Raw genomic sequence first — 19628 nt, 5'->3', positions numbered from 1 at the left:
ATGGGCGAGGCGGTGGGCGCCTACGGCTGGTGGATCCTCGGCGTGCTGCTACTGGTCGGCGAGCTCGCGCTGCCCGGTGTCTATCTCCTGTTCCTGGGGATTGGGGCGATGGTGGTGGGCGCCAACGCGCTGGTCGGGCTCGACCTGTCCTGGCAGAGCCAGCTCCTCGGCTTCGTCGTGGTCTCGGGGGTCGCCGCGCTGCTCGGCCACCGCCGGTACGGGCAACGCGCGAAGGCGCCTTCGGGCGAGCCGCTCAACGACCGCACCGCCCGGCTGGTCGGACGCCGCGCGCGCGTCAGCGAGGCGATCCGCGACGGACGCGGCCGGGTCGCCGTGGAGGACGGCTGGTGGAACGCGGAAGGGCCCGACCTTCCGGTGGGCGCCGGCGTCGTGGTGACGGCGGCGAAGGGATCGGTGCTGATCGTCAGCGCCCTCGACCGGGAGGGTTCGCCGAAGCCCTAGCGCTCGGCCAGGAGCACCCGGTGATCCAGGAAGAACTTGGCGAAGAACGGCAGGCTCGCCGAGCCGACCTCGCGCGCCGCGCGGCCGATCGTGCCCTCCACCACCGCGACCGGCGGCAGGCCCTGGAGATCGATCCGGCCGAGCGCCTCGCGTGTCGCCTCGGTCAGGCGCGCGCGGACGGAGACGGGGAAGCTGCCGTCGATCACCGCCTTCTCGAAGTCGTAGACGGAAACCGCCGAGGCGACGGCATGGGCGAGGCCCTCGGCGGCTTCCGCGATCCAGTCGTCCAGGAGCGTGCCGAGCCCGGTCCAGTCGGCGTCCTTGCGCCAGAGCTCCACCGCCGAACGGCCCGCCTCCTCCACCCGCCGCTCCAGGACGTGGATCGAGGCGGCGTGGATGAGCTGGTGCCGCCCGCCGCCGGGGGCGGGCACGGGCATGGAGCCGAGCGCCCCGGCATTGCCGGTCCGCCCCGGCACCAAGGCCCCGTCGACCACGATGCCCCCGCCCACGAACGCGCCGACGAAGAAGTAGATGTAGTCGGCCGAATCGATCGCGCCGAAGGCCTGTTCCGCACCGCAGGCGGCGGTGACGTCGTTGGCCACGTAGACCGCCTCGCCGGTGGAGGCCTCGAGTTCGGCGGCGACGTCGAGATGGCGCCATTCCTCCATCTCGCCGGCCGGCGCGCCGTTGGCCTCGCCCCAGGACCAGAGCTGGAAGGGCATGCCGACGCCCAGCCCCGCGATGCGCCGGCGCAGCGCCGGCGGCAGCGCGGCGCGCAGGTCCGCCACCCCCCGCTCCACGAAGGCCTGCACCTCCGAGCGGCGAGGAAAGCGGTAGAGCACGTCGCGCGAGTCGCGCACCTGCCCCACGAAGTCCATCAGCACGATCTCGCTGGTGCGCCGTCCGAGCTTGAGCCCGAACGAGAAGGCGCCGTCGGGATTGAGGCGCATCGGCACGGAGGGCTGGCCGACGCGGCCGCGCCGCGGCTCGCCCGCCAGCACCAGCCCCTCCGCCTCCAGCGAGCGCATGATCACGGAGGCGGTCTGCGGCGACAGGCCGGACAGGCGGGCGATCTGCGACTTGGCGAGTTCACCGTGGCGGCGGATCAGCGACAGGACGGCGCGCTCGTTGTGGACCCGCAGCCCCGCCTGGTTCGAGCCGCGCAGGCGCTCGTCGGTCGATTCGCGAACGGAACTCCCCGGCGCCTCGCCGCCTGTCGGCATCGCCTCGTCCATGCGTGTGGTCCCCCGGCCGCCCGATCGGGCGGCGATGCGCGACATTTCACCAGCCGGCAAACCCTGTCAATAAATAAATAAATCTCGTTGAGTTATCGATTGACAGTTTCATCCCGAGGTTGTTGGATGCCCCGGCTCGGTGCGGACGAGGAGATTCGCCCGGCGGGGCGCCATGATGGGCGTCGCATCCAGTTTCGGGAGATGTTTCTTGCAGCTTCGTCGCTTCCTCGCTTCCGCCGCGCTCGGCGCGCTCGGTCTCGCCGCCATGACGGCCGGCGCCTCCGCCCAGTCGCCCATGACCGTCTGCCTGATCACCAAGACGGACACCAATCCGTTCTTCGTGAAGATGAAGGAGGGCGCTGAGGCCAAGGCCAAGGAGCTCGGCATCAATCTTCAGTCCTACGCGGGACGCGTCGACGGTGATTCCGACAGCCAGGTCCAGGCGATCGAGAGCTGCATCGCGGCGGGCGCCAAGGGCATCCTGATCGCCGCCTCGGACACCAAGGGCATCGTGCCCTCCGTGCAGAAGGCCCGCGACGCCGGCCTGATCGTGATCGCGCTCGACACGCCGCTGGAGCCGCTGAACGCCGCCGACGCCACCTTCGCCACCGACAATTTCGAGGCGGGCGTGCTGATCGGCCAGTGGGCCAAGGCCAAGATGGGCGCGGAGGCCGAGAACGCCCGCATCGCCTTCCTCGACCTTACCCCGCAGCAGCCTTCCGTCGCCGTCCTGCGCGACCAGGGCTTCATGCAGGGCTTCGGCATCGACGTGAAGAACAAGGACGTGGTGGGCGACGAGGACGACAAGCGCATCGTCGGCCACGACGTGACCAACGGCAACGAGGAAGGCGGCCGCCAGGCCATGGAGAACCTTCTCCAGAAGGATCCGACCGTCAACCTCGTCTACACGATCAACGAGCCCGCCGCGGCCGGCGCCTACGAGGCGCTCAAGGGCCTGGGTCTCGCCGACAAGGTGACCATCGTCTCCGTGGACGGCGGCTGCCCCGGCATCGCCAACGTCAAGGACGGGGTGATCGGCGCGACCTCCATGCAGTATCCGCTGAAGATGGCCTCGATGGGCGTCGAGGCGGTCAAGACGTTCGCCGAGAGCGGCGCCAAGCCGGAGGCCTCGGCCGGCCTCGAGATCACCAACACGGGCGTCGATCTCGTCACCGACCAGCCGGTGGACGGCGTGACGTCGATGGACACCGAGGCTGCCGCCAAGGCCTGCTGGGGCTGACGATCGGCGGGCGGCGGGAGGTCTTTCGACCTTCCGCCGCCCGACGTCGCGTCGCCCGACATCCACCCCCGCGCATCGCCGGCGCCAGCCCCGGCCCAAAGCCCCTCGGGAGGCCTCGTTCCATGAGCGAAACCACGTCTAGCAAGGGCAGCGAATTCGAGTCCGGTCTCGCCAAGAGCGATACGCGCGTGGCCGACTTCTCCGGCCATGGCCGGACGCCGCTCCAGCATCTCCAGCACTTCCTGCACGGCAACCCGACCATGGTGCCGATCATCGTGCTCCTGTTCGGCATCATGGTGTTCGGCCTCCTGATCGGGCAACGCTTCTTCAACGCCTTCACGATGACGCTGATCCTGCAGCAGGTGGCGATCGTCGGCATCGTGGGCGTGGCCCAGACGCTCATCATCCTGACCGCGGGCATCGACCTTTCGGTCGGCGCGATCATGGTCCTGTCCTCGGTGATCATGGGCAACCTGGCGGTGATGAACGGGGTGCCGGCGCCGATCGCCATCCTGGTCGGCTTCGCGGTGGGAACGCTGTGCGGCGCGATCAACGGCGTGCTGGTCGCCAAGGTGCGACTGCCACCCTTCATCGTCACGCTCGGCATGTGGTTCGTCTACGAGGCGATCAACTTCATCTACACCCAGAACGCCACGATCCGGGCGCAGGACGTGACCGCGGAGGCGCCGCTCCTCCAGTTCCTGGGCAACACGTTCCAGCTCGGCGGCGCGGTGTTCACCTATGCCGTGGTGAGCGTGATCGTCCTGGTGGCGCTGTTCTACTACATCCTGAACTACACGTCCTGGGGACGGCACGTCTACGCGATCGGCGACGACGAGGACGCCGCGCGCCTGTCGGGCATCCGCTCCAACAAGGTCCTGATCTCGGTCTACGCGGTGTCGGGGCTGATCTGCGCCTTCGCCGGCTGGGCGCTGATCGGGCGCATCGGCTCGGTCTCGCCGACCTCTGGCTACGAGGCCAACATCCAGGCGATCACCGCCGTGGTGATCGGCGGCACCTCGCTCTTCGGCGGGCGCGGCTCGGTGCTCGGCACGCTGGTGGGCGCCCTGATCGTCGGCGTGTTCGCCATGGGCCTGCGCATCTACGGAACCGATCCGCAGTGGACACGCCTGACCGTCGGTGCTCTCATCATCCTGGCCGTGGCGGCCGACCAGTGGATCAGAAAGGTTTCCGCGTGATGGTTCAACTCGGCACCCAACCCGTCCTGCAGGCGCGCGGCCTGAACAAGCGATACGGCCGCGTGGTGGCGATCGACAACGCCGACTTCGACCTCTATCCCGGCGAGATCCTGGCCGTGATCGGCGACAACGGCGCCGGCAAGTCGACCCTCATCAAGGCGCTTTCGGGCGCGGTGACGCCCGATTCGGGCGAGATCCGGCTCGATGGCAAGCCCGCCACCTTCGCCAATCCGCAGGCGGCGCGCGACGCGGGCATCGAGACGGTCTACCAGCAGCTCGCGCTGTCGCCCGCCCTGTCGATCGCCGACAACATGTTCCTCGGGCGTGAGCTGCGCCGCGAGGGGCCGCTCGGCTCCTATCTGCGCATGCTCGACAAGCCGCGCATGCGCAAGATCGCCCGCGAGAAGCTGTCCGAGCTCGGACTGATGACCATCCAGAACATCGACCAGGCGGCGGAGACGCTCTCGGGCGGCCAGCGCCAGGGCGTGGCCGTGGCGCGCGCCGCCGCCTTCGGCTCCAAGGTGCTGATCCTGGACGAGCCGACCGCGGCGCTGGGCGTCAAGGAATCGCGCAAGGTGCTCGACCTCATCCTCGAGGTGCGCGCGCGTGGCCTGCCGATCGTGCTCATCTCGCACAACATGCCCCACGTCTTCGAGATCGCCGACCGCATCCACATCCACCGCCTGTCCAAGCGGCTCTGCGTGGTGGACCCGAAGTCGATCTCCATGTCCGACGCCGTGGCGCTGATGACCGGCGCGAAGTCGCCGGAGCCGGAGATCCTGGCGGCCTGACGCGGCTGCCGCATCGCCCGTCGACGCCGGCCGCGCGCCGGCTTCGTCTGTTGCGCGCCACCGCATCGTCGACACGGGGGCTCGCCGGCCGAGCTTTCATGGCGGCATGCGACGGGAGCCCCGCGCGATGACCGAACGCTTCGACCTCTACTACTGGCCCGGCCTCCAGGGGCGCGGCGAGTTTCCCCGGCTCGTCCTGGAAGCGGCCGAGGCCTCCTATCGCGACATGGGGCGGCTGGCCGAATCCGACGGCGGCGGCGTGCCCGCCATGATGCGCATCCTGCGGACCGGCCTGCACGGACGCATCCCCTTCGCCCCGCCCTTCCTGGTCCAGGGCGAGCGCCTCGTGGCGCAGGCGGCCGAGATTTCGGCCTGGCTCGGCGAGCGGCTGGGGCTGGCGCCCGACCGGGAGGACGACCGCCTGTTCGCCCGCACGATCGCACTGACCACGGCCGATCTCGTGGCGGAGGCGCACGACACGCACCATCCCGTGGCCGCTGGCCTCTTCTACGAGGACCAGAAGCCGGAGGCGCTGCGGCGCGCGGAAGCGTTCCGGCGCGAGCGCATGCCGAAGTTCCTGGGCTGGTACGAGCGCCTGCTCGCGGCCAACCCGAGCGGCGTCCTGGCGGGCGGACGGCTGGCCCACGCCGATCTCGGCCTGTTCCAGGTCGTGGAAGGGCTCCGCTACGCCTTCCCCCGGCGCATGGCCGTGCTGGAGGGCGATCATCCGCGCCTCGTCGCGCTGTGCGAGCGGGTCGCCGCCCATCCGCCGGTGGCCCGCTACCTCGCCAGCTCCCGCCGCATCGCCTTCAACGAGGACGGCGTCTTCCGCCGCTACCCGGAGCTCGACGGCGACTGAAGCGGCGGATCGGCTGCGCGCGGCGGCGGACCATGGAAAAAGGGCGGCCGCGCACCGCGCCACCGCCCTTCTCTATCGAGGTCCGGCTCCGGCCTTGCCGGCGCGCCGCGTGTCAGTTCGCCAGCTTGGTCGCGAAGAGCGCGAGGCCCTGCTGGTAGACGGTGGCGCGGTTCCAATCCACGAGGCGCGCGAAGTTCGGCTCACCCGGATTGTAGCCGGCGCCGGCGATCCAGCCGTGCTGCTTGAGGAAGTTGGCGGTGGAGGCGAGAACGTCCGCCTTGGAGCGGATCAGGTCGCGCCGGCCGTCGCCGTCGAAGTCCACCGCGTAGCGCAGGTAGTTCTTGGCGAGGAACTGCGTCTGGCCGATCTCGCCGGCCCAGGCGCCCTTCATGTCGGCGGCGCGCTTGTCGCCCCGGTCCACGATCTCGAGCGCGGCCATCAGCTCCTCGGTGAAGAAGTCCGAGCGGCGGCAGTCGTAGGAGAGGGTGGCCAGCGAGCGGAAGATGTTCATGTTGCCGGAGTTGGCGCCGAAGCCCGTCTCCATGCCCCAGATCGCGACCAGGATCTCCTTCTGGACGCCGTAGCGCTGCTCGATCCGGTTCAGGAGGTCGCGGTTCTGCGCGATGATGCCCTTGCCCTTCTTGACGAAGGAGGCGGGCGCGCGCCGCTCCATGAAGGCGTCCAGCGAAAGCTTGAAGCTCTTCTGGTTGCGGTCGAGGCTGATGACCTTGGGGTCGTAGCTGACGTTGCCGAGCGCGGTCTGGAGCGTGTTCTGCGAGATGCCGCCGGCGGCCGCCTGTCGCTTGAAGCTTTCCAACCAGGGGCCGAACCCGGCCGAGGAATTGCCGCAGCTCTGGGCGAGCGCGGGAGCGGCGACGGTGAGCGCGGCGGCCGCGAGCGCCGCGCGAAGGAGCGGAAGTCTTCTCATGCGATGGTCCCTCAAGGTTTGCGTCCGCCGGCGCATACCCCCGAAGGGCTCAAGCCGGCCATTGGTCGTGGCGATTCGCGCGGAGCCCGGGACAGGCACCACCGTGGATTGATTCTCCCGCCTTAAACAACAAGAAAGCGTTTGCGAAGAGGCGCCGCCGGACCGTTTTTCGCCCGGATCAACCCGTGCGCGCTCACGCTTTCGCGAGCACCGCACGGACTGGCCGGCCCGGACGGGAGGCCCTATCCTCCGGCGCGACATTGCCTCGATTCCCGGAAAGTCCGCCGATGTTCATCGCCATGAACCGCTTCAAGGTCCTGCCCGACGCCGCCGACGAGTTCGAGGCGCTCTGGGCCAACCGCGAGACGCACCTGCACACCGTGCCCGGCTTTCGCGAGTTCCACATGCTGAAGGGCCCCGAGCGCGAGGACCACCGCCTCTACGCCTCGCACACGATCTGGGAGAGCCGCGAGGCCTTCGAGGGCTGGACGCGATCGGAGGCCTTCCGCGCCTCGCATCGCGGGGCCGGCAGCACCCGCCCGCTCTATCTCGGACACCCCGAATTCGAGGGCTTCGAGGTGATACAGACCGTCGATGCCGAAGGCCGTCGGAGCTGACGCCCTATTCGGCGGCGATCGGGCGGACCCAGAGCGAGGAGCAGACGATCCGGCTGGTGTCGCAACGGTCCTTGTTGCGGCCGGCCACCTCGACCACCTCCTCCATCAGCCCGTCCGACAGGCGCGTCGGCTCCAGACCGAGCCGGATCAGCGAATCGTTGGCCACCACGAGGTCGTTCTCGGCCATCTCCTTGCGCGGGTTGTCGAGATGCTCGACCGGCACCCCGGTCATGCGCGATACCATCTGCGCCAGATCGCGCACCCGGTGCGTCTCGGTCATCTGGTTCATGATCTGAACCCGGTCGCCGCGCCGGGGTGGCGCCTGGATGGCCAGCGCGATGCAGCGCACCGTGTCGCGGATATGGATGAAGGCGCGCGTCTGGCCGCCCGTGCCGTGGACGGTGAGCGGGTGGCCGATCGCCGCCTGGGCGAGGAAGCGGTTGAGCACGGTGCCGTAGTCGCCGTCGTAGTCGAACCGGTTGACCAGGCGCTCGTCGAGATCGGTCTCCGGCGTCGACGTGCCCCAGACGATCCCCTGGTGCAGATCGGTGATCTTCAAACCGTCATTCTTGGCGTAGTAGAGAAAGAGGAGCTGATCGAGGGTCTTCGTCATATGGTAGATCGAGCCGGGATCCACCGGGTAGAGGATCTCGACATCGGCCTGTGCGCCGGCCGAGCGCAGCGTGGCGTCGATATACCCTTCCGGGATCGTCATGCCCTTGGTCTTGCCGTAGCCGTAGACGCCCATCGTGCCAAGATGGACGAGGTGGGCCTCGGGACACGCCTCCACCATGGCGCAGAGCACGGCCGAGGTGGCGTTGACGTTGTTGTCGACCGTGTAGCGCTTGTGCCAGGGCGACTTCATCGAATAGGGGGCCGCGCGCTGCTCGGCGAAGTGGACGATGGCGTCCGGCGCCACGTCGCGGAACAGCGCCTCCAGCCGGTCGTAGTCCTTGGCGACGTCGAGCAGGACGAAGTCGATCGGGGTGTTGCGCGTCTCGCGCCACGCCTGGAGCCGCTCCTCGATGGAGCGGATCGGCGTCAGGCTGGACACGCCGAGCTCCTCGTCCGTGCGTCGACGCACCAGGTTGTCGACGATGGTCACATGGTGCCCTTCGGCCGACAGGTGCAGGGCGGTCGCCCATCCGCAGAACCCGTCGCCACCCAGAACAATCACCTTCATGCGGACATCACTTTCGTCTCGTGGCGTGCCCCGGCACGCTTCGTCGAAGCAAGCTCTATCATCGTGAAATGCATTCGGAAACGGACCTTCCGTTTCCACCGGTTGGGGGAAGTCCAAACATGCGTATCCTGATCGCGTCCGACGCCGCCGAACCGCAGGTCAACGGCGTCGTCCGGGTGCTGGAGACGACGGCCGGCTGGCTGCGTCGCTTCGGCCACGAGGTCGAACTCTTCGGGCCTGCCGACTGCCCGCACACCGTGCCGGCGCCCGGCTACCCCGAGGTGCGCCTGGCGGTCGCGCCCGGCCGAACCATCGCGCGGCGCGTAAAAGCCTTCCGCCCGGATTCGATCCACATCCCCGTGGAGGGCACGATCGGCCTGTCCATGCGCCGTTTCTGCCGCGCGCGCGGCATTCCCTTCACCACCTCGTACCACACCCGCTTCGGCGACTACTTCGACCGCAAGCTCGGCTTCGGGTCCGCCGCCGCCTACGCGGCCCAGCGCTGGTTCCACAACGGCGGGGCCGCCATCATGGTGCAGACCCAGACGCTGGAGCACGAGCTCGCCGAGCGGGGCTTCCACAACATCTGCCGCTGGGGCCGGGCGGTGGACACCGAGCTCTTCCATCCCTGCCGCGGCGAGGCCGGCTTCGACGTCGACTTCCTCGCCCTGCCCCGTCCGATCTTCCTGTATCTCGGCCGGGTGTCCGACGAGAAGAACCTGCCGGCCTTTCTCGGCCTCGACCTTCCGGGCTCCAAGGTCGTGGTCGGCGACGGGCCGGCCAACGCGCGGCTGAAGGCGGCCCATCTGGACGCGCATTTCCTCGGCTACCGGCACGGCGCGGACCTCGCGCGCCACCTGTCGGCGGCCGACGTCTTCGTGTTTCCCTCGCGCTTCGAGACCTTCGGCCTCGTGGTGCTGGAGGCGCTGGCCTGCGGCACGCCCGTGGCGGCTCTGCCCGTGCCCGGCCCGCGCGACATCGTGGGCGGCACGCCGCACGCCGTCCTGTCGGAGGACCTGCGCGCGGCGGCTCTGGCCGCCCTGAAGATCGATCGGGACGGATGCCGACGCTTTGCGGAAGGGTTTTCCTGGGAAACCTGCTCGCGCGAGTTCGAGGCGAATCTCGTGGGGATCCCGGAGGATGTCTGGGGCCGTCCGGCGCGGCTGGCGCCTGCGGCCTGAAGGTCTTCGGGCCACTGCGAACCGGTTCCACCGGCGGCCCGTCGTCGGCCCGCCGGGGAACCACCCCTCGGGTCAGGCGACCTTCGCGGTGACCTTGGCGGCCGTCTTGCGCGGGCGCTTGGCGGGCTTGGCGGCCGCCTCGGCGGCGGCGACGACGGCTTCCTCGGCCTCGCGGGCGAGGCGTAGCGCCCGAAGGCGCGCGGTCTTGTCGTTGGTGGCCTTGGTCTCGGCGCGGATCAGGCGCATCGCCGAACCCTTCTCGGCGCGGTTGGCAATGTCGCCGAGCTCGCTGCTGCGCAGCGTCTCGCTCCTCACTGGCATGTCCATGAAGCACGTCCTTCCCGGCCGGGACCTTGATCCGAGCGCACGGGGGGCTGCCCCCCCGATTGCGGAAAACCCGGCATGGCGGCCAGGGCGGCCGCTCACCTGAGTATCTAGGGCGGCGGAGGCGGGCTGCGAGGCCGGCGGCGGCTCACAAGGTGACGTAGGTTCCCAGTTCCACCACGCGGTTGGCGGGGATCCTGTAGTAATCGATCATGTCGTAGGAGTGCCGCGCCATCTTGATGAAGAGCTGGCTCTGCCAGCGCGGCATCTCCGAGCGCGCCGCAGAGCGGATGCGCCGACGGCCGACGAAGAAGGTGGTCGACATCACGTCGAACTTCACGCCCGTCTCGCGGAGCTGGATCAGCGCCTGCACGAGGTTGGGCTCCTCCAGGAAGCCGTAGTGCAGCGCGATGCGCGCGAAGCCGGGCGCCAGCTCGCGATAGTCGATCCGCTCGGCTAGCGGCACGTAGGGCGTGTTCTCGGTGCGGATGGTGACGATGACGTTGCGCTCGTGCAGGACGCGGTTGTGCTTGAGGTTGTGCAGGAGCGCCGAGGGCACGGTCTCGGGCGTCGAGGTGAGATACATCGCCGTCCCCGCGACGCGCGACACCGACGAGGTCTCCATCGCCTTGATGAAGGTCTCCAGCGACAGGTTCTGCTGGGCCGCCTTGGTGTTGAGAAGGCGCACCCCGCGCACCCACACCGCCATCAGCACCACGATGCAGCCGCCGATCACCAGCGGCAGGTAGCCGCCGTCGGCGAGCTTCAAGAGGTTGGCCGCGAGGTAGGCGAGGTCGATCAGGAGGAACGGCGTCACCACGGCGACCGCGAGGCCGAGCCCCCATTTCCATCCATAGGCGAACACCACCACCGCCAGAAGGCTGGTCACCACCATGGTGCCGGTGACGGCGATGCCGTAGGCGGCGGCGAGCGAGGAGGAGTCCTGGAAGAACAGGACCAGGAGGACCACGCCGATCAGCATCAGCCAGTTGACGGTCGGCAGGTAGATCTGCCCCTGTTCGGTCTCGGACGTGTACTCGATCTGGAGGCGCGGCAGGAGGCCGAGCTGGATCGCCTGCTGCGTCAGCGAGAAGGCGCCGGTGATCACCGCCTGGCCGGCGATGATCGTGGCCATGGTCGCGAGGATCACCAGCGGGACGCGCGCCCAGTCGGGGGCGGACAGGAAGAACAGATTGGGCAGCACCGCCGGGTCGTGCAGCGCGAAGGCGCCCTGCCCGAGGTAGTTGAGCAGCAGCGCCGGCCCGACGAAGCCGAGCCATGCGAACTGGATCGGCCGCTTGCCGAAATGGCCCATGTCCGCATACAGCGCCTCGGCGCCCGTGACGGCCAGGAACACCGAGCCGAGCACCGTGAAGCCGACGATGCCGTGGCTGGTCATGAACCAGAACCCGTTGATCGGGTTCAGCGCATGGAGGATCTGCGGCGCGTCGCCGATATGCGACAGGCCGATCAGCGCCAGCGCGATGAACCACACCGACATGATCGGGCCGAAGAAGCGGGCGACCAGCGAGGTGCCGAAGGACTGCACGGCGTAGAGGGCGATGATCACGGCCAGCGCGATCGGCACGATGTAGGGGTCGAGCCCGGGCGCGGCCACCTTGAGGCCCTCCACCGCCGACAGGACGGACACGGCAGGCGTCAGGATGGCGTCGCCGTAGAACAGCGCGGCGCCGACGATGCCGAGGCCCATGATGATCCTGTTGGGCTTGGCGAGCGCCTTCTGCGCCAGCGCCATCAGCGACAGCGCCCCACCCTCTCCCTGGTTGTCGGCGCGCAGCACCAGCATCACGTATTTCACCGTGACCACGAAGATCAGCGACCAGACCAGAAGCGACACGATGCCGATGATCTCGCTGGCCGAGGGCACGCCGCCGACATGCAGCAGCGATTCCTTCATCGCATAGAGCGGACTGGTCCCGATATCGCCATAGACGACGCCGATGCTCCCGAGGACCAGCGGGGCCATCCCCTTGGAATGGGGGTTCTCGCGCGTCTTGAGCTGCGTCTCGGCCGCAGGAGCCGCCTGACCGCTGGTCATTCCTCGAACGAGGCCTCCGGGATGGATCGGAACGAATGGGTCAAGAGGCCGACGCCTTCGCCTCTGGCTGGCCGTGCGCCCGGCGGACGGACGGCTCGTCGTGACGTGATGCCCCGGCCGCGCCGGGGGGGGCGCTCGGAGACTGCGGCAGCGCCCATAGCATGGAAACGCGCCGCTGCGAAAGGCAGAGGGTCCGGGCCGTTCCGGCGGCGGTCGGCCGAGCCGAAATTTGCGTCGCGCTCACGCATCGGCCTGCCTTTCCGGATAGGTGCGGACGCTTATGTACTCCCGACGACAGGTCGATCTCCGGATGGCCGACGAGCGTTGTTCGCCCGGCGCCGCAGGGACAGGACCGGTAAGCGTGCGAGGAGACCGCAATGACGTCGGATCGGGATCAGGAAATCCGGAACCTGGCCTATTTCCTGTGGGAGAAGGCCGGCCGGCCCACGGGCCGGGAGCATGACTTCTGGGCCGCCGCCGCGCGCGAAGTCGAAGGCAAGAAAGAGCCGCGCAAGGACGAGCCCGCCCACGAGAACCGCTTCGTGGCGCGCTGACGCCCGGCTGCAGGAGACCAGCATGCGACAGGACATCAAGGAACATATGGACGTGATCGGCGCCGACGGCGTCCACGTCGGCACGGTGGACCGGGTCGAGGAGAACCGGATCAAGCTGACGCGCAAGGACAGCGGCGAAGGGTCGCATCGCGGCCACCACCACTACGTGCCCCTCGCCCTCGTGGCCGAGGTGGAGGGCGACCGCCTGCGCCTGTCGGCCAACGCGGACGTAGCCGTATCCATGGAAGAGGAAGGCGACGGCTCGCCCGCCTGAGACGCGACGGGGCGCGGCCCCGCCTCTCACGCCGCGCCTTCCGAGCCCGTTGCCGCACCGGTGCGTGCGGTCCGACCGTCCCGGCCGGCGGCGACATTGACTTCGCGCCGGCGCTGCGCGATCTTCCGCCCATTCCGAGGGGTGCACCGACAGGTGCTGAGATGGCTGCGAGGCCGAACCCTTGAACCTGATCCGGGTCATACCGGCGTAGGAACGGGAATGGGCGTCCTTCGCCTTCGTTGTCTCCGCTCGACATCCGGATCTCTTGTGGCCGAAACCGGCCGGGGAGATCGCATGCGCCCACCTGTTCCCCCCTTGCCCGACGCACCGTCCGCCCGCCACCGCCCCGTGTCGGGCTGAGGCCGGTGCGCGCATTCCGCGCGATCGCGCTCGGCCTCGTGGCCGGCATCCTCGCCTGGCAGGCGACGGTGCTCCTCCTCGAGCCGCCGCGCTACATGCTGCCGCCGCCGCTGGATGTGGCGCGCACGCTGTGGACCCATGCCGCGCGGCTCGGCCGCGAGACGCTGGTGACCGGGGTCGAGATCGCGCTGGGCCTCGTCCTCGGCGTCGCGGCTGGGATGGCGACGGCGCTGGCCACCGTCGCCCTGCCGCGCTTCGGCGCCGTCCTTTGGCCGCAGGTCCTGATCCTCCAGGCGATGCCCGTCTTCGCCCTGGCGCCGCTGCTGGTGCTCTGGTTCGGCTTCGGCATCGCGTCCAAGGTGGTGATGGCGGCGCTGATCATCTTCTTTCCCGTCGCCTCGGCCTTCGCCGACGGTCTCCGGCGCACCGACCCGGACCTTCTGGACGCCACCGCCCTGACTGAGGCCAGCCACTTCCAGGCGCTGTGGCACGTGCGCGTGCCGCTGGCGGTGCCGGCCTTGATCAGCGGGTTGCGCGTGGCCGCCCCGCTGGCGCCGCTCGGCGCGGTGATCGGCGAATGGGTCGGTGCGTCCGGCGGCCTCGGCTTCCTGATGATCCAGGCCAATGCCCGGATGCAGACCGACCTCCTGTTCGCCGCCCTTGCGATCCTCGCCGCCCTGACGCTGACGCTGCGGGCCCTGGTCGACCAGCTCGCGCCCCGCCTCGCCCCCTGGGCCGCGGAGGAGGCGCCGCCCCCCTTCCTGCAACGCTTCGCCACGAGAAAGACCCAGACCCGATGATCGTCCGCTCCCTCCTCGCCGCGACGGGCTTCGCGCTCGCCGCGCTCGGCCCCGCGCCGGCCCTTGCCGCCGACAAGCTGACCGTGCTCCTCGAATGGTTCGTCAACCCGGACCACGTGCCCCTGGTGGTGGCGCGCGAGAAGGGCCTGTTCGCCGCGCGCGGCCTCGACGTCGACCTCGTCCCCCCCGCCGACCCGTCCGCCCCGCCGCGCCTTCTGGCCGCCGGCCAGGCCGACGTCGCGGTCCACTACCAGCCCAACCTCATGCTCGACGTGAAGGCGGGCCTGCCGCTGGTGCGGTTCGGCACGCTGGTGGAAACGCCGCTGACCACGGTGATGGTGCGCGCCGACGGGCCGGTGAAGACGCTGGCGGACCTCAAGGGTCGCAAGGTCGGCTACTCCGTCGCCGGCACCGAGGAAGCCGTGCTGTCAACCATGCTCGAATCGGCCGGCCTGTCGCTGTCGGACGTCGAGATGGTCAACGTCAACTTCGCGCTGACGCCCTCGCTCCTGTCGGGCAATGTCGACGCCACGGTGGGCGCCTATCGCAACTTCGAACTGACGCAGATGCGCCTCGAAGGCCACGAGGGTCGTGCCTTCTTTCCCGAGGAGCACGGGGTGCCGGCCTACGACGAGCTGATCCTCGTCACCAGCCGCGACAAGATCGCCGATCCCCGCCTGCCCCGCTTCGTGGAAGCCGTGGAGGAAGCCGCGATCTTCGCCACCAACCATCCCGACGAGGCCCTGGCGCTGTTCCTGAAGGCCTATCCCGACCTCGACGACGAACTCAACCGGCGCGCCTTCGCCGACACGCTGCCGCGCTTCGCCAAGCGCCCGGCGGCGCTGGACGCGGCGCGCTACGAGCGGTTCGCCGCCTACATGCAGTCGAAGGGCCTTCTCGACACGGTTCCCCCGCTCGCCGATTACGCGGTGGAGCTCGCGCGGTGACCGCGATCGCACTGACCATCGCGGGGTCCGATTCGGGCGGCGGGGCCGGCATCCAGGCCGACCTCAAGACCTTCTCCGCGCTCGGCGTCTACGGCGCCAGCGTGCTGACCGCCGTGACCGCGCAGAACACCCACGGCGTCACCGCCATCGAGGACCTGTCGCCCGGCATCGTCGCGGCGCAGATCGACGCCGTGCTGTCGGACCTCGCGGTGGGCGCGATCAAGATCGGCATGGTGTCGCGCAGCGAGACCATCCGCGCCATCGCCGAGCGCCTGCGCGCGCATGGCCGGCGCGCCGTGGTGGACCCCGTCATGGTGGCGACCTCGGGCGACCGGCTGCTGCGCGAGGAGGCGATCGAGGCCCTGCGCGACGAACTCCTGCCACTCGCCGACGTCGCGACGCCCAACCTCCACGAGGCCGCGCTGCTCACCGGGCTGCCGGTGGCCGAGGACGAGGCCGGGATGGAGCGCCAGGGCCGCGCGCTGCTCGGCTTCGGCGCGCGGGCCGTGCTGGTGAAGGGCGGCCACGGGAGCGGACCGGACAGTGTCGATCTCCTGCTCCAGCGGGACGGCACGCAACGCCTCCCCGCCCCCCGCATCGCCACGCGCAGCGACCACGGCACCGGCTGCACCCTGGCCGCCGCGGTGACCGCAGGCCTCGCCGGCGGCCTCGCGCTGCCGGACGCCGCGCTCGCCGCCAAGGCCTACCTGACCGACGCCCTGCGGGCCGCCGACTCCTTGCGCGTCGGCACCGGACGCGGCCCCGTCCACCACTTCCATGCCTGGTGGCCCGCCACCCGAACAGGAGACGACGCATGAGCCCACGCTTCACCGACGCGCTGCGCGAGGCGAGCGAGCCGGACTGGACGGCGAGCGTCGAGCATCGCTTCGTCCGCGAGATCGCCGCGGGCAGCGTCGCGCCCGCCGTGATGGCGACCTATCTCGTCCAGGATCACCGTTTCGTCGACAGCTTCCTGGCGCTGCTCGGCGCCGCCGTCGCCTCGGCCGACACGTTCGAGGCCCGCCTGCGCCTCGCCCGTTTCGCCGGCACGATCGCGGGCGAGGAGAACACCTACTTCCTGCGCGCCTTCGAGGCGCTCGGCGTCGACGTGGAACGCCGCATCGACGAGCCGGACAAGGCGCCCACCACGGGCTTCCAGTCGCTGATGCGCGAGGCCGCCGCGACGCGCTCCTACCCGTCCGCCCTCGCCGTCCTCGTGGTCGCCGAATGGCTCTATCTCGAATGGGCGCGACGCTGCCCCGAGCCTCTTCCGCCCGATTTCGTCCAGGCCGAATGGATCACGCTGCACGACAACCCGGACTTCCGCGACGTCGTCGCCTTCCTGCGGGCCGAGCTCGACCGGACCGGACCGGCCGAGGCGGAGCGCGTGTCGGACTTCTTCCGCCGTGCGGTGCGCCTGGAACGCGCCTTCTTCGACGCAGCCTACGAGGCATGACGATGGACATCTTCGACCGCCTCCGCCAGGCGACCCTCGCCGACTGGACCGCCTATGTGGAGCACCCCTTCGTGCGCGAGCTCGGGGCGGGAACGCTGCCCCAGGCGGCCTTCCGCACCTATCTGGAACAGGACTACCTGTTCCTCATCCAGTTCGCCCGCGCCAACGCGCTCGCCATCTACAAGAGCCGCACGCTCGCCGACATGCGCGAGGCGAAGGGCACGCTCGGGGCGATCCTGGACGACGAGATGCACCTCCACGTGCGCCTGTGCGCGCGCTGGGGCATGACGCGGGACGACCTGGAGCGGGCGGCCGAGCATCCGGCGACCGTCGCCTACACGCGATTCGTGCTCGACTGCGGGCAGTCCGGCGACCTCCTGGACCTCAACGCCGCGCTCGCCCCGTGCGTGATCGGCTATGCCGAGATCGCCCGCGCCCTCGCCCCTTCGCTTCACGACGACCATCCCTATCGCGAATGGATCGCCGACTATGCGGGCGAGGCCTACCAGGGCGTCGCAGCGCGCGCGCGCGGGCATCTCGACCGCCTGGCCGAACGCTACCTCACGCCGGCGCGCCTCGGCCAGGTGCAGGAGATCTTCGCCACAGCCTGCCGGCTGGAAGCGGACTTCTGGCAGATGGGTCTCGATTCGGCCCGACGCGCGCATTGACGTCTCGCCCCTGCCAAGCGGGGGCGACACCACGCGTCGAAACGGCGGATCGGGCTACGGGATCTGTGCGAAAGGGAATGGTGCCCAAGGGCGTAGCGCCCTCCTCCCTGCCTGCCAAAGCCTTAGCGAGAAGTGGGACCGGCATTTCAACCGGGTGAACACACAGCTTTTCGGCGTTCGCGTCCCACTCGTTCAAGCGATTTCCTGACATGAGCGCCGCCGCAGAGACGGCAGAGCGCCCGGTTGTAAAAAGCTCGACTGCCCACGCTGGCGGGGTCAGTGCGCTGCGCCTCGGCTGGTACGATCTCGAGGAGATGAACGAGGAATTCGCCTTCGTCGTCATCGGCAAGGGTCCGATGATCGTCTGGCGAAGGCCTGGGGCTGAGCCTGACGAGGAAGTCCGGCTGATCTCGATCGACGCCTTCAAGGCGTTGAGCCAGAACGCCCGACATCCGTTCAAAGACGAGAAGGGCAAGGACCGGTCGATCTCCTACGCCGACAAATGGCTGATGGACTCGGGTCGGCGGGATTACGCCGGGCTCGAGTTCTTCCCTAGCCCGGATGGCGCGAAAGGCAGGGACGGTTTCCTGAACCTCTGACGCGGCTTCTCGCTGAAGCCGAGCGCGGAGGGATCCTGGACCATCTTCCGTGACCACCTCCTAACGAACGTCTGCGACGGCGACCCTGCGCTCTATCGCTGGCTCTTCGCCTGGTTCGCGCAGATGGTGCAGCAGCCCCGATCGAAGCCGGGCACGTCGATCGTGCTGCGCGGGGGACAGGGCTATGGCAAGTCGATCGTCGGCGAGATGATGGGTTCGCTGATCCATTCCCACTACCTGCTCGTCGACGATCCCCGCTACCTGATCGGCAACTTCAACATCCACATGGCGAGCCTTCTACTCTTGCAGGCGGATGAAGCGGTGTGGGCGGGCGACAAGACGGCCGAGGGCAGGCTGAAGAGCCTTGTTACCTCGTCGGCCCAGATGATCGAGAGCAAGGGCGTCGACCCCGTTCGTCTCGCCAACCATCTACGGATCATCTTCACGTCAAACAACGACTGGGTGGTGCCGGCGGGCAATGACGAACGCCGCTTCGCTGTCTTCGACGTAGCGCCCCACTCGGCGCAAAACCATGGGTACTTTCAGGAGCTGGCCGACGAGATGGACGCGGGGGGCCGGGAGCGGCTGCTCCACGACCTGCTAGCCTTCGACCTATCGACGGTGAACCTGCGCGAGATCCCGAAGACGGAAGCACTCGCCGAGCAGAAGATCCACAGCCTCGATCCTGTTGGGCTCTGGTGGCTCGACCGCTTGAAGGCAGGGATGCCGACACGCGGGCACCACGAGTGGCCGGACTTCGTGCCGACGCGCGTCCTGGTCGACGACTACGTGGCCGCAGCGGATCGCGTCGGTGTGCATCGCAAGTCGTCGGAAACGCAGTTCGCCATGCGGCTAAAGAAGATCGTGCCGAGAGCGCACAACACACGCCGAAGCGTTCGGCACGACAACAGCGGTCCCCCGGAGCGGGTCTACGGCTACGAGCTACCGACGCTGCGAGACTGCCGGGACGACTTTGAGGCGTACCTCGGCCAGCCGGTGCCGTGGGATCGCAGCGACGAGTGAAGCGTCTGCCTAACCTGCCTGGCCTTTTGGGCTGACCTTTGCCGAGGTTAGCCACGCGAAAAAGCAAGCCCGTTCAATGGGATGCCTAACCTGTCCGGCCTGTCCGACCTCGTTTCCCCAAACATACACATGCGCAGGTGCGCATACGCATCAATCACAGGTCAGACAGGTTAGGCAGGTCAACCAAAGCCAACGGAATCAAGCGATTAGGCCTGCCCGACCTTGGCCCATCAACAGGCAGGAGGTCGGGCAGGCCGGATCCAGCAGGCACGGGAGGGGGGAGGTCGAAAGTTCGGCCTTGGGGACCCTCCTCCGTCACAGGGGAACTCACGCGGAGATTTAATTCTGCTGAGACGACTTTTCGAAGTCCGAAAACCGAGCTGACCACGCTGAAACCCTTGTATTGCAGGGGTTTGAGCATTCGAGGCGCCGGAAACGGGCCATTACTTTTCCCATCGCCCATAGCGCACTGAGAGGACCGACCGATGACCATTCGGAACACTGCCGACGCCGAACTGAAGGCCCTGGCCGACAGCGCCATCCATCAGACCCTTGTCGCGCTTATCGAACGCGGCGTGTCGTTCGAAACGGCGATGGATCGGCTCCTCACCACCGCCGCCGCGCAGATCGCACGCCACGAGGGCGCTGAGCAGACGGCGCGGATCTTCCGGTCCATGGCCGACAATATCCAGCGGGGCGCTCTCGTGGCTGTGGAACGTCGCACGACGGCGAACTGACCCCTTGAAGAGCGTCCCGGCTCGCGGTAGCTATGGAATCGTCTGATCGCAGAAGTTCACCGTCTGGTACGGGTTCGGAGCGACAGCGACCTTCCTGCCACCGGTGGATGCCGGGACGCGAAGTTTGATCCA

General features: G+C 68.9%; 22 protein-coding genes and 1 riboswitch. Of the genes, 17 read left to right on the top strand and 5 right to left on the bottom strand.

The genetic code is table 11. From position 1 onward, the window contains the following. Positions 1–462 (top strand): NfeD family protein, encoded by a 462-nt coding sequence (locus D3218_RS10855; RefSeq protein WP_119540096.1) that lies wholly within the window; start codon positions 1–3, stop codon positions 460–462. Here D3218_RS10855 and D3218_RS10850 read toward each other — a convergent pair. Further along, positions 459–1697, bottom strand: a complete 1239-nt coding sequence (locus D3218_RS10850; RefSeq protein WP_245415004.1) for an ROK family transcriptional regulator — start codon at positions 1695–1697, stop codon at positions 459–461. The two genes, D3218_RS10855 and D3218_RS10850, sit on opposite strands and share 4 nt — an antisense overlap. A 265-nt stretch (positions 1698–1962) precedes the next feature. On the opposite strand from D3218_RS10850, the gene D3218_RS10845 reads away from it, so the two are divergent. From D3218_RS10845 to D3218_RS10830, 4 genes are all read left to right on the top strand, one after another. Beyond that, entirely contained in the window at positions 1963–2937 is a 975-nt protein-coding gene (locus tag D3218_RS10845; RefSeq protein ID WP_245415019.1) for a sugar ABC transporter substrate-binding protein, read from the top strand. Between the two features lie 122 nt (positions 2938–3059). Further along, positions 3060–4136, top strand: a complete 1077-nt coding sequence (locus D3218_RS10840; protein ID WP_119540093.1) for an ABC transporter permease — start codon at positions 3060–3062, stop codon at positions 4134–4136. Beyond that, positions 4136–4927 (top strand): ATP-binding cassette domain-containing protein, encoded by a 792-nt coding sequence (locus D3218_RS10835; RefSeq protein ID WP_119540092.1) that lies wholly within the window; start codon positions 4136–4138, stop codon positions 4925–4927. Before D3218_RS10840 ends, D3218_RS10835 begins: the two co-directional genes overlap by 1 nt. A gap of 127 nt (positions 4928–5054) precedes the next feature. After that, positions 5055–5786 carry a glutathione S-transferase gene (locus D3218_RS10830; protein WP_119540091.1) on the top strand — a complete coding sequence of 244 codons (732 nt, stop codon included), beginning with the start codon at positions 5055–5057 and terminating at the stop codon, positions 5784–5786. A 112-nt stretch (positions 5787–5898) separates the two neighbouring features. On the opposite strand, the gene D3218_RS10825 is transcribed toward D3218_RS10830, so the two are convergent. Beyond that, positions 5899–6714, bottom strand: a complete 816-nt coding sequence (locus D3218_RS10825; protein ID WP_119540090.1) for a lytic murein transglycosylase — start codon at positions 6712–6714, stop codon at positions 5899–5901. Positions 6715–7001: 287 nt separating this feature from the next. On the opposite strand from D3218_RS10825, the gene hmuQ reads away from it, so the two are divergent. Then, positions 7002–7331 carry a heme-degrading protein HmuQ gene (gene hmuQ, locus D3218_RS10820; RefSeq protein WP_119540089.1) on the top strand — a complete coding sequence of 110 codons (330 nt, stop codon included), beginning with the start codon at positions 7002–7004 and terminating at the stop codon, positions 7329–7331. 4 nt (positions 7332–7335) lie between these two features. Here the strand turns inward: hmuQ and D3218_RS10815 are convergent, their stop codons facing one another. Beyond that, complete coding sequence (locus D3218_RS10815; RefSeq protein ID WP_119540088.1) at positions 7336–8514, bottom strand: NAD-dependent epimerase/dehydratase family protein; 1179 nt, start codon at positions 8512–8514, stop codon at positions 7336–7338. Positions 8515–8633: 119 nt separating this feature from the next. Between D3218_RS10815 and D3218_RS10810 the strand changes: the two genes are divergently transcribed. Then, on the top strand, positions 8634–9695 hold the full coding sequence (locus D3218_RS10810; protein WP_119540087.1) for a glycosyltransferase family 4 protein: 1062 nt from the start codon (positions 8634–8636) through the stop codon (positions 9693–9695). Between the two features lie 72 nt (positions 9696–9767). Here D3218_RS10810 and D3218_RS10805 read toward each other — a convergent pair whose 3' ends face one another. Both D3218_RS10805 and D3218_RS10800 read right to left on the bottom strand, forming a co-directional pair. Then, entirely contained in the window at positions 9768–10022 is a 255-nt protein-coding gene (locus D3218_RS10805; protein ID WP_119540086.1) for a transcriptional regulator, read from the bottom strand. 145 nt (positions 10023–10167) lie between these two features. After that, on the bottom strand, positions 10168–12078 hold the full coding sequence (locus D3218_RS10800) for a potassium transporter Kup (protein WP_119540085.1): 1911 nt from the start codon (positions 12076–12078) through the stop codon (positions 10168–10170). Between the two features lie 377 nt (positions 12079–12455). Between D3218_RS10800 and D3218_RS10795 the strand changes: the two genes are divergently transcribed. The 10 genes from D3218_RS10795 (at position 12456) to D3218_RS10750 (ending at position 19496) form a co-directional block, all read left to right on the top strand. Beyond that, the gene (locus D3218_RS10795; RefSeq protein WP_119540084.1) at positions 12456–12632 is read left to right on the top strand and encodes a DUF2934 domain-containing protein; all 177 of its coding nucleotides are present in this window, start codon (positions 12456–12458) and stop codon (positions 12630–12632) included. Positions 12633–12654: 22 nt separating this feature from the next. Beyond that, a complete protein-coding gene (locus tag D3218_RS10790) occupies positions 12655–12906 on the top strand; it encodes a DUF2171 domain-containing protein (RefSeq protein ID WP_119540083.1) in 252 nt (83 codons plus the stop codon). A 127-nt stretch (positions 12907–13033) separates the two neighbouring features. Beyond that, a riboswitch (TPP riboswitch) is annotated at positions 13034–13137 on the top strand. A 134-nt stretch (positions 13138–13271) separates the two neighbouring features. Beyond that, positions 13272–14066, top strand: a complete 795-nt coding sequence (locus D3218_RS10785) for an ABC transporter permease (protein WP_119540082.1) — start codon at positions 13272–13274, stop codon at positions 14064–14066. Next, on the top strand, positions 14066–15013 hold the full coding sequence (locus D3218_RS10780) for an ABC transporter substrate-binding protein (protein WP_168990492.1): 948 nt from the start codon (positions 14066–14068) through the stop codon (positions 15011–15013). Before D3218_RS10785 ends, D3218_RS10780 begins: the two co-directional genes overlap by 1 nt. Then, positions 15010–15831, top strand: coding sequence for a bifunctional hydroxymethylpyrimidine kinase/phosphomethylpyrimidine kinase (thiD, locus tag D3218_RS10775; protein ID WP_119540080.1), 822 nt, complete (start codon positions 15010–15012; stop codon positions 15829–15831). The genes D3218_RS10780 and thiD overlap by 4 nt, the downstream gene beginning before the upstream one ends. Further along, positions 15828–16469, top strand: coding sequence for a TenA family protein (locus D3218_RS10770; protein ID WP_119540079.1), 642 nt, complete (start codon positions 15828–15830; stop codon positions 16467–16469). The genes thiD and D3218_RS10770 overlap by 4 nt, the downstream gene beginning before the upstream one ends. Positions 16470–16471: 2 nt before the next feature. Further along, a complete protein-coding gene (gene tenA / locus D3218_RS10765) occupies positions 16472–17137 on the top strand; it encodes a thiaminase II (RefSeq protein WP_119540078.1) in 666 nt (221 codons plus the stop codon). 209 nt (positions 17138–17346) lie between these two features. Beyond that, positions 17347–17736: a hypothetical protein gene (locus tag D3218_RS10760; protein WP_119540077.1), complete on the top strand. Its 390-nt coding sequence runs from the start codon at positions 17347–17349 to the stop codon at positions 17734–17736. Positions 17737–17859: 123 nt separating this feature from the next. Continuing rightward, the gene (locus D3218_RS10755; protein WP_119540076.1) at positions 17860–18759 is read left to right on the top strand and encodes a primase-helicase family protein; all 900 of its coding nucleotides are present in this window, start codon (positions 17860–17862) and stop codon (positions 18757–18759) included. Between the two features lie 485 nt (positions 18760–19244). Continuing rightward, on the top strand, positions 19245–19496 hold the full coding sequence (locus D3218_RS10750) for a hypothetical protein (protein ID WP_119540075.1): 252 nt from the start codon (positions 19245–19247) through the stop codon (positions 19494–19496). The last annotated feature ends 132 nt before the right edge of the window (positions 19497–19628 follow it).

The organism is Aureimonas flava, from assembly GCF_003583935.1.
GTDB lineage: Bacteria > Pseudomonadota > Alphaproteobacteria > Rhizobiales > Rhizobiaceae > Aureimonas > Aureimonas flava.
This window is presented reverse-complemented; position numbering and strand designations above follow the sequence as displayed.